Below are 15,360 nucleotides of genomic sequence, written 5' to 3' on the forward strand. Positions count from 1 at the left end.
ATCATGAGTCGTCTCCTGTATATTTCTAATTTAGGAAAACAAATCCAATATATAGAAAAAGCTGTTGCCACTTACCCGGAACTCTTACAGGGCGAGGTGGACCTTTGCAATATGAAAAAGCCTCCTCAATGGGATGCTGACTTTGAAAGTCGCTTACGCGCTGCCGATGTAGTTTTGGTAACGAATATGGGGGTTGGTTTAGATTCGCCCTTCTTAGAACGCTTGGAACGCTGGTTATATGCTCATCATCCTAAATACTGGATCGATGTGGTAGAGCCTAAGAAGACGGATATTTTATATCGTAATTTGGATGAGGATAAACGGATTTTTCTTGAAAGCTACCGCCGAACCAGTGGGGTCATGAATTATGTACGCTTAATCAATGGTGCTTTCAGTACTAAACCTACCTCTGAATGGGAAGAGCCAGATCCTATTCCTTGGCAAGCCATCATGGGTCGAGAAGGCAATATTTACAAAACTTATGATGAGTTTATGGATGCCGAAGGTCATCGAGATTGGTCATCTATCGCAGTATACTTTTACCGCGACGAATGGATTATGGGGGACATTGAGTATCAACAGGCCTTATTTGAAGAGATTTATAAGCATCAGTACAATCCGATTATCTTTTATGGTCAGTATGGCTCAAATCCGCGCGTAGGCATTCCGAATATGAAGTTGTCCATGAATCATCTTTTTGGAAAGGATATATTCCCCTTTGATGTGCTTATAAATACTTGTAAATTCTCCTTCCAGTCCTTAGGGGCTCAAACCTTGGAGGAGTTAAAATTACAGGGCGTTCCTATCGTTCAGGGTTATACCATATACATGGATGAGAAATCTTGGGCCGAGAATCCACAAGGTGTAACGCCTTTAGACGTGAATTTATCTATATCTCAGCCTGAGCTAGATGGGGTTATTCAAGGCGGTGTCGTAGCGTGCCAAACCTATGATGAGCGTGGCCACTATATATACTTGCCTGTAAAAGAACGCATCGCTGCTATTGTACGGCGAGCTATTAAATGGTCTAAATTGCGCCATATTCCTGTATCGGAACGAAAAGTGGCCGTTATATTACATAATTATCCGCCTAAGAATTCCAATATTGGTTCCGCAGCAGGCCTAGATACGCCTGAGTCGGTGCTGCGGTTATTACGAGACATGAAAGCAGAAGGCTATACCATCGATACGTTGCCAGAAACGAGTGCAGATTTGATGGATGTGGTAACGTCCCATATGACAAACGACCGCTCCATGCTTTCCGATGAGTTGCTAGCTTCGGCTGAAGGTCGCTTGAGCAGTAAGGATTACAAAGCATACTTTGAAACACTGCCAGCAGATACGCAACAAGCTATGATTACATCTTGGGGGGAGGCCCCAGGAGATGTATTTGTCTACGATGATGAAGTCATCATACCAGGTTTTTCCAATGGCAATCTGTGGATTACGGTACAACCGCCGCGCGGGTTCGGAGAGAATGTATCTGCCATCTATCACGATCCATGTTTGCCACCACCGCATCAATATTTGGCTTTTTACCACTGGGTGCGGAACGTCTTTCAAGCTGATGCAGTCATCCATGTTGGTACCCATGGCTCTCTAGAATGGCTGCCAGGTAAAGGAGCTGGCCTCAGCGCTAGTTGTTATCCTGAAATCGGTATTTCTAGTTTGCCAAATATTTATCCTTATTGGACGACCATTATAGGGGAAGGCATACAAGCCAAGCGGCGTAGCTCGGCTTGTTTAGTGGGGCACTTGTCGCCACCGATGACGACGGCGGGCCTTTACGATGAGTTCGAAGAATTAGCGTCCTTGCTCGATGAGCATAGTCATTTTGAGCAGGAACATCCTGAAAGCGTCTCTAATATAGGCGAAGTGATTCGGGAAAAGGCCATGGAGTGTCATCTCATCGATGAAGGTCGAGGCTTAACGATGACGGTGGACGATATTATTACAGAGGTCCATGAAAAGCTGAGCGACTTGAAACATATGCAGATGCGTAATGGCTTGCACATCTTGGGGAAAGGGCCTGAAGGGGAGAATTTAGAAGAATTTATTACTGCTATTGTAAGCACCCCTCAAGGTGAAATTCCATCAGGTCTTGCTACCATCGCAGAAGAATTAGGTTATGATTGGTCCTATATGGTGGAACATGCTGGCGAAATTCATTCAGATGGTATACGATATAGTGTTACCATAGATCGAATTTGGAATGAATTGCGTAGCTTTGTAAGCTATGTGGTCAATACATCAGATTATACAGTGCCCGAACGGTTAGAACCTTTGGCGAATGCTATCGTTCGAGAGTATATTCCTAAATTAGGTGACACCAAGAACGAGCTAAGCTCCATTTCAAATGCCTTACAGGGCAGATATGTAGAGCCTGGTCCTGGGGGATCCCCCTCGAGCGGTCAAGTCGACGTACTGCCTACGGGGCGTAACTTCTATGGTTTAGATGAAAGAGCTTTACCGACGAAGATAGCCTATCAATTAGGCATAGAGTTAGCAGATCAAGTTATCGCTGACTATATTTTGAATGAACAACGGTATCCTGAGACGATTGGCATCATCCTATGGGCTACGAGCAATTCTAGAAGTCATGGTCAGTGCTTGGGTGAGTTCCTTTACTTGTTAGGAGTTCGACCTAAATGGCAATCGGGCGGTCGCGTGTCAGGTTTAGAAGTGATTCCTTTAGAGGAATTGCAGCGCCCTCGCATCGATGTGATGGGCCGCATCAGTGGCCTCATTCGAGATATGATGCCTACTGCTATCGGCTGGCTCGACAAAGCCGTTGAAATGGTGGCAGAATTAGATGAGTCGTTGGAAGATAACTACGTGAAAAAGCATATTCACGATGATGTAGACTGGCTCGTTGAGCAAGGTGAGGACCCTCTATTGGCTACTAAAAAGGCTAGACTCCGTATCTTTGGTGATCCGCCCCAAGCTTATGGCACGGGTGTGGGAGCCTTGATTGAAGGCAAAAACTGGGAATCCGTACAAGATATTGCTCAAGTTTACAGCAAGTGGAGTAGCTTTCATCTGCACAAGGACATTCCTCAGGACATGAGGCTGTTCCAACGTCGATTAACTACGATGGATGTGACCATTAAGAACGAAGATAATCGAGAAACCCATATTATGAGTGCTGATGATTATTATAGTTATCACGGTGGTCTCATTGCGGCGGTGCGCACCGCAAAGGGCAGTGCGCCGCGCGCCTATGTGGGGGATAGCTCAGACCGCAGTCGTGTTGTGATGAGGCCCTTAGGTGACGAAATTCGCCGCGTCGTGCGAGGGGAAACGCAGAACCCTAAATTTATTCAAGCCATGATGAAACATGGCTACAAAGGGGCATCGGATATGTCGAATGTCGTATCCCATACCTTTGGTTGGGATGCTACGAGTGATGTCGTACCAGACTGGGTCTATGAAGGGTATGCTAATAAGTATGCTTTAGACAAGACGGTACAAGACTGGATGCGCAATGTAAATCCTTGGGCCTTACAGCGCATTACAGAAACCTTGCTAGAGGCTTCTCAACGTGGCTATTGGAATGCATCGCCTGAAATATTACAGGATTTGCAATCATTATTTATTTCCATGGAAGGGGTTATAGAAGGTCGTTAGTATGAAACAAAGAATTTCTATCATATGTACCATAGTAATGATGGTACTTTTAGTGGTCGGCTGTGGTCCTACGCAGACGGGGACAACGGGCACGACACATCAAGTTACGGATGGCACTGGTGTAACTGTTACGGTGCCTAGTGAGCCGAAGCGAATCGTCCCTATTGCTGCCAGTACAGAGGATATAGTGTTATCCTTGGTTGATCCGAGCCGAGTAGCAGCCGTTGGCACCGTGCCTAACAATGTGCCTGACGAGTCTGCCAAGGTGGGGACGCATGTGAAAGCAACTGCTGAATCCATGCTTTCAGTACAACCTGATTTAGTATTAGTTCCAAACTGGATGTCTCCAGATGCAATTGGGGAAATGCGGAATATGCAGATTCCCGTTTACGTCTATAAGACTCCGACTACGGTAGAAGAAGCAAAAGCAGTTATCCATGAAATTGCAGGACTCTTACACGCTTCGGATGAAAAGATGATTGCTAGCATGGATGCAGATTTGAAAACTGTCGAAGCGTTAGCCAATAAACATACCGGTGAACGCCCTGTAGTAGCATTTTATACGCAATTTGGTTTAACCGGTGGCAAAGGGTCAACCTTTGATGATATGACTAAATATCTGAAGGTTACCAATGGGGCCGCCCAATTAGGCTTGGGGCCTTTTGATAATGGGACGCGAGAGGATTTAATTAAAGCGAATCCAGACATTATCATCATCCCATCGGTGGCCTATACTTCGGATGGTACTACGCCAGCAACGGCAGAACAGCTCTATTCTGACCCTGCTTTGCAAGGGGTTAAGGCCATCGCCAATCGTCGTGTGTTCCTCGTAGATTCCTCGCAGGTCATGAGTTATTCTCAATTTATGACTCGTGCAATGGTTTCTATGGCACAAAATATATATAACAAATGATTTAGTGTGTGTGGAGGTTTTTATGAAAGTATCAAGAATGCAACGATTATCCATGTACATAGGGTTAGCTCTCGTATTTGGTAGCACATTGAGTGCTTCTAGTGTATCAGCTGTTGACGCTGGTGATGCGAAAGAAGCGCATACCATTGTTGTTACGGCGACTCGTAGTGAACAACAGCTTTCAGAAGTGCCAGCTAGTGTAGGCGTAGTAACAGGCGACGATATTCGTGAGCGCCATGCTACGAATATGAACGAAGCCTTGAACATCGTACCGGGCGTAGATATTAATACGTATGGTGGTGGCGTAGGTTACACGAACTCCAATGCATTCCGCATCAATGGGTCTGACCAAGTATTGTATTTGGTAGACGGCATCAATATGGGGGCGGCTGGTGTGAATCCGCCGATGACTATTTTGAAAGATATGTCTAGTATTGATCGCATTGAAGTTCAACGTGGTGCAGGCTCTACATTGTATGGTTCCGGTGCCATTGGTGGTGTAGTAAATGTAATCACCGCAAAACCTGAGCAAGGTGTACAAACTAAGCTTCGCGTGATGGGTGGCAGCAATGATTTAGAGCAATACGCAATTACCAACGAAGGTAGCCAAAATGATTGGTATTGGCGTGTAGGCATACAAAAAGATATTATTGGTTCCTATAAAGATGGTCATGGCGTACGCGTTCCGCAACATGGCAACAGCCATAGTGCATCTTTCATGGTGGGCAATAAAATCAATGATAAGAACGATGTAAAAATAGCTTACGATACATATCGTGGTGATGTGATGTATTCCGACCATTTGGGTGCCCTTAACCATATTCGTTATGGTAATGAAGCGAATGACTCCTTGCGTGCGATTTGGAACAACAAAATCAGTAATCGCTGGAGCCATCAATTATACTTGATGAACAATCATTATAAAACAACATATGATGGGTACTTAACGGATGTGAAGACTCGTGGTATTGGGGATCAAGTTACGTATAAAGCAAAAGACCATACTGTAGTAGGCGGCTTTGATTGGAGACAAGATAAGGTGCTTAATATGGGCGGGGTGAAGCTTACGAATACATCTTACTTCATTCAAGATGAGTGGAAATTCGCTCCTAAGTGGACTGTAACGCCTGGTATCCGCGTTGACCATCATTCCTCCTTCGGTACACATACATCTCCATCCATTAGTCTTGGCTATGATGTAAATGAGAAAACAAATGTATATGCTGCGTATAAAGAGTACTTCTTGGCACCTACACCATACCAATTATTTGATGGCTTCAATGGCAATCGCAATTTGAAACCGGAAACAGGTCATGAATTTGATTTAGGTGTACACCATAAATTCGGTAAAACATGGAATAGTAATCTTAGTTTCTTCAGCCGTAGTACGAAGGATAAAATCGGTTGGGTTATGACAGATCCAGCAAATTTTACAGGTCAATATCGCAATTTTGACACTGAAAAAGCTCGTGGCATCAATGCGGATGTGCGTAAACAATTGACGAACCACTTGTCCGCACGCCTTGGCTATACGTATACTCATATTGATGCGACACCAACTCGCAAAGCAAATCGCGATGGGTATGTGCCAAAACATGCTGTTAATGCAGGCCTTGATTACAACGATGCTAAATGGGATGCTCATTTGGATATCCGCGGTATCATTAATCGTCCTGGCCCTGCAGATAATGTATTCCCACGTAAAACGTACTGGTTGGCGGATATCAGCGCTAACTATCGTGTACGCGAAAATGTTACTATATTTGGTCGTATCAATAATATCTTTGATACATACTATGCAGAACAATCTAACGTTCGTTGGGGCAACCCTGGTGACTGGTGGCCAGGTCAAGGTCGCAACTTCCGTCTAGGTGTAGAAGTGACTATCTAATAGATATAACTACTGTAATGGTTCGATTATAAAGCTATACTAATAATTGACAATTACGTCGTAGTTATTTGTATAGCATCAAAAAGTAATCTATATCATGGTGAAAGAGCCTCTCGTGGGGCTCTTTCATTTTTATTATAGTTTTTGATGGTATATTGAGACCGCACTAAGTACCATGAGAGCTATTTTCAATAACCGATAAATTAAGTATAGGTAAATAAGTATATGTTATAAAACTATAGATTTTCTATAGTAAAAGCTCTATAATATTATGTATCTATCTATAGGTATTCATAGTTTATGTTTTGTGATGTACTTGTATATTTGCTTGTATAGTAAGTGTTTTGTTACTTTCACAGTTATCAAAACCTTCCAATGGAGAAGGTTGATTTTTAGAGGAGTTGGATCGAAATGAAACAACCAGAATTATCGCCGTATATGATGGCTCGGAAGCCGTCTGGCATTCGCCTAGGACAAATTAAATTCTTGGAACGTAAGAACCCGCCTATCTTGGTTAATGGTTCTATTGGCAATGTAATGCGTCCTATGCATCCCGCCATGCAGCGTAGGTTGTTTGATTTGGGCGGTGTCAATAGCCCGTTCCATAATGGGATTGTGCCATATGTACCAACTACGGGCACTGATGAGTGTCGAGAAGCATTCCTCCACATTTTGCGCAGCCAAGGCTTTGATACAACAGGGCTTGATGTACTTGTAACAGATGGTGCATCCATGGCGATGGAAATCATCATGCTCGGCGTATGTGGTGGTGCTGGCGAAGAAGAACGTCCTCTTTTGATGTTCAATCCTTCTTATACAAACTATGATGCAGTAGGTCTTCGCATTGGTCGTAAAACGGTTACTGTAGAACGGGAACTCAATGAAAATGGTGAGTTCGAATTGCCCTCTGTAGAGACTGTTGAACAACGCATTATCGAGACAAAACCTGGGGCGTTGCTTATCATTCCTTATGATAATCCTACAGGTCAATTATTTAGCAAAGAAACGCTCATTGAATATACAAAATTGTGCGTTAAACATAATTTATGGATTATCTCTGACGAAGCGTACCGTGAATTGGCTTATGAAAAAGGGAAAGAAACATCTAGCATTTGGGCTTTAACCGATAAAGATGTGCCTGGCATCGAAGGTCGCCGTATTAGCCTTGAAACGGCTAGTAAGGTTTGGAATGCGTGTGGGCTTCGCATTGGAGCTATCATTACGGATAATAAATTATGCTATGAAAAATCTGTTGCGGAATATACGGCAAACCTCAGCGCTAATACATTGGGTCAATATATCTTTGGCGCATTGAAACATGAGTCCTACGCGCAATTACACAACTGGTATGAGCAACAACGCGACTACTATCGTCAAATGATCTTTGAACTCCACAAAGGTTTTAAAGAGGCAGAACCGGACTTTATCGTGTCTCGCCCTGAAGCGTCTATTTACTTTGTAATCGACGTGAGAAAGGTTGCAAAACCTGGCTTTGATGGTGTAGAATTTGCTTCTTGGTGTGCCGAACACGGTGCAGTAAGCCTTGATGATGGCAAGGAATATACACTCCTCATGGCGCCGCTCAATGGCTTCTATAGCGGTAAAAATGGCGATAATAACCCTGGTAAAACACAATTGCGTGTGTCTTTCTGTGAAAACCCAGAGCTATTGCGATTGGCTCCTGAATTATTATCTAAATTATTCAGAGCTTACGAAGCACAACGAAATGTATAAAAGTAAAGAGTGCCCTCCCAAATGGGAAGGCACTCTTTTTAAGTTATGAGTTATATATATACTATAAGTGGTATAGTATCACATAAAAAAGAGCTATAATTTTGAATATTATAGCTCTTTTCGTTTTTCCCTAGATATGGTAAGTAGGGAAGGGCTTTTATTTACTTTCTTCATCATGCTGCGGTCCCTTAGTACGTATTTCGACTGCCAGTTGCTCGCTAGGTATGGAGCTTTCATCAATTGATGGATATGAAGTGTCTTCTAAGATAACCGTTTCTAATAATTTGTCAATTTCGTCAGATTGTATGGATACTTCTTTGTTGTACCATTCGCCAAATTCGTGAATAACCTCTTCGTTGCGACGGAAATAGGTATATTGGTCGATTTTACGCGATTCTACAAGTTCAGCATTCTCTAAGATGCTCATAAATGTAGAAATAGAAGATTGCGATACACCGCAGCGCTTTTGGATACTCTTAACGCTCACACTATGAGGGAAATCGATAAGAGTGTTAGAGTGTACTTGTACACCGAATTCTTTTTCCGGGTGTTTTAGCCACAATATAATATCTAACCGATGCGGATTTGATAATGCTTTCAAGATTTTTAACGGGTCCATAGGGCCTCCTCTTAATTAAAAAATAACGAGTTCCCAACCTTGACCGTGGACTTGCATTATGCGGTCGTATTATACGCGTCTTGCTCCGTATAGGGTTTTTGCTACCTTTATCATACGCTACTTTTACCGTGAAAGCTAGACTTACTTATAAAATTCACGAATTGATGAATTTTATTGCACTTATCTAGAACAGAAAGTATACATTAGTATTAATATATAATGAGTATATATACAACATGTATAGACTTTTATAATATATTTCTGAAAAATATAGAATATATTCATCTTTCTGTGATAATTTTTAAAGGTATTTTGGTTCTAAATAGAGAAATATATATACTATATGAACTTATGTAAGTCTAAGCTTTCATTTAAAGGAGCTGAGTATATGGCAATTGATCGCAATGAAACATTTGATGTTATCGTTGTTGGCGCAGGGCCAGCGGGTTCTGCGGCAGCATTACGCTTAGCGGAGCAGAGGGTAAAAGTTTTACTTATCGAACGCGGTACCGCACCAGGTGCTAAGAATATGATGGGGGGACGCATCTACACACATTCTTTGGAACGTCTTGTACCGGACTTTAGAGACCGTGCGCCGTTGGAACGAAAGGTGACAAAAGAGCGCATTTCTATTGGTACAGGCAATGAAATGACCACTATCGAGTACAGTTACCAAGATGGTGAACCTAATGAAGAATCCTACGTAGTATTGCGTGCTAAATTTGATAAATGGTTAGCAGAAGAGGCGGAGAAAAAAGGTGCTCTTCTCGTATCTAATGTACAGGTAACAGAGCTTATTACCGAAGGTGAAGGAAAACGTCGTCGTGTAATAGGGGTTCGCTGTCACGATGACGAAGTATATGCAAAACTAGTTATCATCGCAGAAGGTTCTAACACATTATTATTGGAACAAGCTGGTCTTACAGGTCCTACAGATCCAAGAACAATGGCTGTAGGGGTGAAAGAAGTATATAAACTCAAAAAAGAAGATCTTGAAAATCGCCTCATGCTATCTGGCGATGAGGGGATGGCGTGGCTTACTTTGGGCGATATGACCGATGGTCTATTGGGTGGTGGCTTTATTTATACGAATAAAGACAGTCTTTCTGTAGGTATGGTTGTAGGCCTTGAAGATATCGGCAAAGCCAATAAATCTGTAGATGACATGTTGATAGCTTTCACCAATCATCCAAGAATCGCACCATTATTAAAAAATGGCCAATTGAAGGAGCATAGTGCGCATCTCGTGCCAGAAGGCGGATTTAAAGCGTTGCCTAAGTTGGGCGGTAATGGGTATGTTATCGTCGGTGATGCGGCGCGTATGTGTATGAACTTGGGGTATACCATTCGTGGTATGGACCTTGCCATCGAATCTGGCATGTGTGCAGCCGATGCGGTTAACGTAGCATTGCGCGATGAAAACATGGAGCGCGTTGCTAAATTGTATGAACGTCAAATCAAGAATTCTTGGTTATATAAGGATATGAAGCTTTATAAAAATATGCCTGCCTTCCTCGCATCAAACCCTCGCATATTCAAAGAGTATCCAGCTCTTGTGAATAATGTGATGCGCGATGTATTCACTGTAAATGGTGATGGTGCAGTCCCAATGATGAAGAAATTGATGGGTAGTGTAAGTGATGTTGGTTTAGTTACCTTGATTCGTGATGCTTGGAAAGGGGTGCGTTCCCTATGAAATTAGAAGAGCGCTTGGGCGCCAATAAATACTATGTAGATGAAACGTCTCCTCATATCATTGTGGATGGCGCCGGCTTTAGCTTGGAAGAGAAAATGAAACTCGTAAACGGCTGTCCTGCCGGTCTATATACATTACAAGAAAATGGCGATTTAGCCTTTGATTTCGCTGGGTGTCTTGAGTGCGGCACCTGCCGTGTTCTCTGTGGCGAAACAATCGTAAAAACTTGGAAATATCCGCGTAACGCTAAGGGCGTAGAATTTAGACAGGGGTGAGTGTATGGAGTTATTAGTATGTATCAAACAGGTTCCAGATACATCTGAGATTAAGCTGGATCCGGAAACGAATAATCTCATCCGCACAGGTCTGCCTAGTATTGTAAACCCTTACGATATGCATGCGTTAGAGGCAGCTCTTGCGGTAAAAGACCAATATGAAGGTAGTCGTGTAACCGTTGTCACTATGGGGCCTCCTCAAGCCGAGGCGGCACTTCGCGAGTGTTTATCCCTCGGTGCAGATGATGCGGTGCTCATTACAGACCGTGCTTTCGGTGGTGCTGATACATTGGCTACAAGCTATACGATTGCCTCTGCCATTCGTCATATTCAACGTACCATGAATCGCGAGTTCCAAATGATTTTCTGCGGCAAGCAGGCTATCGATGGAGATACAGCGCAAGTAGGCCCTCAAATTGCGGAGGAACTAGGCATGGCGCAAGCTACGTATGCTTGTGAGTTGACCGTAGATCAGGCGGCTCAAAAGGCGATTGTAAAACGAGAGCATGAAAATGGTTATGAGGTGATTGAGGCTCCATTACCACTATTGGTAACGGCGACAGCTGAACTCAATGAGCCTCGTCAACCAGGGCTCTGGAGCTCTATTTACGCGAAACGTTATGAAATTTCCCATATTACATTGCGTGATATGCCTAATATTGATGAAAGTCGTATTGGTCTCAATGGCTCTCCTACGCGCGTTCGTAAGGTATATCAACCGCCGCTTCGAGGCAAGGTAGAAATGCTTTCATCCGTGGAAGAAGGGGCTAAAAAGGTTCTTGAATTAGCTTATAATATCAAGCCAGAAAAGTTTTCTCATCTATTAGTGCCTAGCGAAGAACTGGTTGAAGAGCCTGTAGATACCAATGATGAGGGCGTAGATGTAAAAGATCCTGTGCAGCGGGCTGCCACTGTTGAAAGTGTATCCTCCAGTGAGTTTAAGATTTTAGCAGCTGTTAAAGGTGAAGAAGGTTCCAAAGGAGGTGATCGATAATGGGAGTGACAAATTTTGATGAATATAGAGATGTCTTTGTCGTAGCAGATACCATCGATGACGTAGTGCATCCGGTTACGTACGAACTTATCGGTCAAGCTCGTCGAATCGCTAAGGAATTGGGCCAACTCGTTCAAGTTATGCTTCTTGGTGAGAATGTTCAATCCGAGGCGGAGGAACTCGTGGCACATGGTGCCGATATTGTTCACGTTTTTGAAAGCCCTCTTTTGAAATATTATACAACAGACGGCTATACAAAGGTTTTGACAGATTTCTTTGAAGACCATAAGCCTAATATCCTTTTGATTGGCGCTACAAACAATGGCCGTGACTTGGCACCTCGCATGTCTGGTCGCATGAAAAATGGTGTCGTAGCTGACTGTACCATTTTGACAGTAGATACTACAGAAGGCCTTGTAGAATGGACACGCCCTGCCTTGGGTGGCAATATTTTAGCTGAAATTATTTCCCCAAATCACCGTCCACAAATGGGTTCTGTCCGTCCTAATGTATTTAAGAAGCCGGACCGCATTGCAGATAGCTGGGGCCGCATTCAAATTGAACCATTCGACCTTAACCCTGAAGACATCCGCATGAAGCGTCTCGACTTCATTCCGTTTAGTAAAGATGGTTACAATATCCAAGAAGCGGATATCATCGTAGCCGGCGGTTGCGGTATGGGTTCTAAAGAAAACTTCGATAAGCTCTACGAACTTGCCGATGCTATTGGCGGCGTTGTAGGTGCTACACGCCCCCTCGTTGAAAAGGGCTGGATTGAATTGCCTTACCAAGTAGGCCAAACAGGTAAAACTGTAAGTCCTAAACTATACTTGGCATTCGGTATCTCCGGTGCTATTCAACACGTGAGCGGTATCTCCGGTGCTGACACAATTGTAGCTATCAATAACGATCCAAATGCAGAAATCTTCCAACACGCTAACTATGGGATCGTGGGGGATTGCATGGAAGTGTTAAATGATATGTTGGCGCATCTGAAATAAAACTATATAACTGATTACAAAGGATTACCGTCCCGAAAGGCTCCATAGTGACCTAAGTCGCTTCCGGAACGGTAATCCTTTTTCATCTCTATACGATTTCCTTTCAGATGCGTCAATATGTCATTTGGGGAAGGGCGGAATGGTACGTGTAGCGCCCAAGGCGGCTTCGAATAGGTATCCCTATTTGGTTTACTGCTGCTGTAGAGCTCAAATGTTCAAGTATTATAAACTACTGCGCCGACATATCATTTTATATTTACATAGGTAGTATATGCTAGAGTCCATTACTTATTGAAGTGGTATAATTAGGCTATAGATATAGTTCGGATTGATAAGGAGGTTCTTATGGCTCGTAATGTTTTTGTTACTGGTGCAACGTCTGGTATTGGTCTTTGTATTGCCGAGGCGTATACAAAGTATGGCGATAATGTTTTGATTTCCGGCCGTCGTGCTGAGGTGTTGGCTGAGGTGCAGGCTCGTTTGTCTAAGGAGTATGGCGTGCGTGTTGAGACGTTAGTTCTTGATGTGCGAAGTCGTGAGGATGTTGAAAGCAAGGTTCCAGCAGCAATTGAAGCGTTTGGTGGCGTTGATGTCCTTGTAAATAACGCAGGTCTTGCGCAAGGTTTGGATCCTTTCCAAGATAGTGCTGTCGATGATGCGGTGACTATGATCGATACGAATGTGAAAGGTCTTTTATATGTAACAAAGGCTGTACTACCTTATATGATTGATAAAAACGCAGGCCATATTGTAAATATGGGCTCTACCGCTGGTATATACGCATATCCAGGTGGCGCTGTTTACTGCGCTACAAAGGCGGCCGTTAAGATGTTGAGCGATGGTATTCGCATGGATACGATTGCTACAGATATTAAGGTCACAACCATTCAACCGGGCATCGTAGAGACTCCATTTAGTGAAGTGCGCTTTCACGGTGATGCGGAAAAAGCTAAAGCCGTCTACGCCGGCATCGATGCCATCCAACCTGAGGATGTGGCGGACGTTGTGCTATACGTAACAAACCAACCTAAACGCTTGCAAATTTCTGATGTCACAATCATGGCAAATCAACAAGCAGCTGGGTTTATGGTACATAAGAAATAGTTACTTGAAATTTTATATCATTTAGAGTATAATTGCTGCGTGAGCTTTGATAAATATAATTTTATCAAATTCATTGCGCGGAGATTGTTGTATGGAAGTAAAGATAAAGATATTTTTATTGGCTACTTTTGTATGTGCATTTATTGGTTTATATAACATTGTTAGTGCCGAAGCGCCGGCTAATAAAGGCGAGTCTATGCCTATGATTGGTGGCATATCAGTTGAAGCGGCAGAACCAAATGTTATTATGCCGAGTCCGGTACATGTGTTCACCACAGTTCAACAAGCAGCGGAGTATATGAATATAACACCACAGATGCCAAAGTTGTTACCTGTAGGCTTTAATATTCAATCTGTCATAACCTTAGAAAAAGATATATTACAAGTTGTTTATGTCTATGGACCTGGCGCGAAGCCATATTACAACAAAGCTAGCGGTGCACTTATTATATATCGCTCATCTAAGTTAGCTGGTGATATTAGTGGCGACCATAAAATTCATAAGGTAATAGAAACTGAACGTGTAGACGGTACAAAGGTTACTTTCAAAGGCAGTAAGAAAAAGGTCTATCTTGCATCGTGGATGAAAGATGGGCAGAATCACTCTTTAGAGTTTCAGCATCCCGTTACGCGAGATATGGCGAAGGCTATAATTCGTAATATTGTTGAGGAAAAATCACATACAAAATAAATGTGTTTTTAATAATTTTCGTGTTGAGCGAAGGGAGATTATACCCATGGTTAAAAAATTGGTCTTGATGGCAGTTGCCTGTGCATGTGTAGGTTCTTATACTGTTGCTGGTGCTCAAGGTACTCTTGATGTAAAACCAGATCAACCTAAATCTGTGGTAGCGCAACAAGAAGCGCCAATGGTTGGTATGCCAAGTCCGTTTCATGAGTTTTCTACTGTAGATGAAGCGGCTAGATATATGAACATTACACCTCAAATGCCTAAGGTATTACCTGTGGGTTACAACATTGAGTCTGTAAGTACTATTGATAAAGATATATTGCAAGTAGTTTATGTTTACCAAGCTGGTGAAGATGCTACTCGTAATCAAGCTGCAGGCAAACGCATCGTCCATCGCATAGCCAATGAAATAAAAGAAGATATCAGCGGCGATTATAACGATTTTCGTGTAACAGCTAATGAAAAAGTAAACGGCACAAAGGTTGTTTTCAAAGGCGGTAATAAAATGGTATATCTCATAGGTTGGACAAAAGACGGACAAACTCATGGGATGTACTTCGAACGCCCTGTAACTCGTGACATGGCTAAAGCCATCGTTGCTAATACAGTAGCCCCAAAACAACATACAAAATAATATAAAAGTCCAGGCCTAATGGGATGGCATGCGAGTTGTGGTGAAGCACTCGCATGGACACTGTAAGGGTTTTATATAGAACGGCTCCTCATATGAGGGGCCGTTTTTGTTATTGTCTTTAGACTGGCTCGAGACGTAGTCGCGAATCATAAAACCACCCGCTATGCGGGTGCGGCAACGA

General features: G+C 43.0%; 12 protein-coding genes. 11 read left to right on the forward strand and 1 reads right to left on the reverse strand.

The genetic code is table 11. The features are described 5' to 3' along the window. The first annotated feature begins 3 nt into the window (after positions 1–3). The 4 genes from cobN (at position 4) to DW000_RS09225 (ending at position 8,165) form a co-directional block, all read left to right on the forward strand. Positions 4–3,627 (forward strand): cobaltochelatase subunit CobN, encoded by a 3,624-nt coding sequence (cobN, locus tag DW000_RS09210; protein WP_120056161.1) that lies wholly within the window; start codon positions 4–6, stop codon positions 3,625–3,627. 1 nt (position 3,628) lies between these two features. Beyond that, positions 3,629–4,540: an ABC transporter substrate-binding protein gene (locus DW000_RS09215; protein WP_120056163.1), complete on the forward strand. Its 912-nt coding sequence runs from the start codon at positions 3,629–3,631 to the stop codon at positions 4,538–4,540. Positions 4,541–4,562: 22 nt separating this feature from the next. Next, positions 4,563–6,431 (forward strand): TonB-dependent receptor, encoded by a 1,869-nt coding sequence (locus DW000_RS09220; protein WP_120056165.1) that lies wholly within the window; start codon positions 4,563–4,565, stop codon positions 6,429–6,431. Between the two features lie 411 nt (positions 6,432–6,842). Further along, complete coding sequence (locus tag DW000_RS09225; RefSeq protein ID WP_120056167.1) at positions 6,843–8,165, forward strand: aminotransferase class I/II-fold pyridoxal phosphate-dependent enzyme; 1,323 nt, start codon at positions 6,843–6,845, stop codon at positions 8,163–8,165. Positions 8,166–8,322: 157 nt separating this feature from the next. Here the strand turns inward: DW000_RS09225 and DW000_RS09230 are convergent, their stop codons facing one another. Then, a complete protein-coding gene (locus tag DW000_RS09230) occupies positions 8,323–8,784 on the reverse strand; it encodes a helix-turn-helix domain-containing protein (protein ID WP_004697882.1) in 462 nt (153 codons plus the stop codon). A gap of 388 nt (positions 8,785–9,172) precedes the next feature. On the opposite strand from DW000_RS09230, the gene DW000_RS09235 reads away from it, so the two are divergent. From DW000_RS09235 to DW000_RS09265, 7 genes are all read left to right on the forward strand, one after another. Further along, on the forward strand, positions 9,173–10,480 hold the full coding sequence (locus DW000_RS09235) for an FAD-dependent oxidoreductase (protein ID WP_120056169.1): 1,308 nt from the start codon (positions 9,173–9,175) through the stop codon (positions 10,478–10,480). Further along, complete coding sequence (locus DW000_RS09240) at positions 10,477–10,755, forward strand: ferredoxin family protein (protein WP_004694335.1); 279 nt, start codon at positions 10,477–10,479, stop codon at positions 10,753–10,755. Before DW000_RS09235 ends, DW000_RS09240 begins: the two co-directional genes overlap by 4 nt. A gap of 4 nt (positions 10,756–10,759) precedes the next feature. Continuing rightward, positions 10,760–11,749, forward strand: a complete 990-nt coding sequence (locus tag DW000_RS09245; protein WP_120056171.1) for an electron transfer flavoprotein subunit beta/FixA family protein — start codon at positions 10,760–10,762, stop codon at positions 11,747–11,749. After that, positions 11,749–12,750, forward strand: coding sequence for an electron transfer flavoprotein subunit alpha/FixB family protein (locus DW000_RS09250; protein WP_120056173.1), 1,002 nt, complete (start codon positions 11,749–11,751; stop codon positions 12,748–12,750). Before DW000_RS09245 ends, DW000_RS09250 begins: the two co-directional genes overlap by 1 nt. A 345-nt stretch (positions 12,751–13,095) precedes the next feature. Further along, a complete protein-coding gene (locus tag DW000_RS09255) occupies positions 13,096–13,854 on the forward strand; it encodes an SDR family NAD(P)-dependent oxidoreductase (protein WP_120056175.1) in 759 nt (252 codons plus the stop codon). A gap of 91 nt (positions 13,855–13,945) precedes the next feature. Beyond that, complete coding sequence (locus DW000_RS09260; RefSeq protein WP_120056177.1) at positions 13,946–14,545, forward strand: hypothetical protein; 600 nt, start codon at positions 13,946–13,948, stop codon at positions 14,543–14,545. A 46-nt stretch (positions 14,546–14,591) separates the two neighbouring features. Then, positions 14,592–15,179 carry a hypothetical protein gene (locus tag DW000_RS09265; protein WP_120056179.1) on the forward strand — a complete coding sequence of 196 codons (588 nt, stop codon included), beginning with the start codon at positions 14,592–14,594 and terminating at the stop codon, positions 15,177–15,179. Positions 15,180–15,360: the final 181 nt, after the last annotated feature.

The organism is Veillonella sp. AF36-20BH (assembly GCF_003602765.1).
GTDB lineage: Bacteria > Bacillota > Negativicutes > Veillonellales > Veillonellaceae > Veillonella > Veillonella hominis.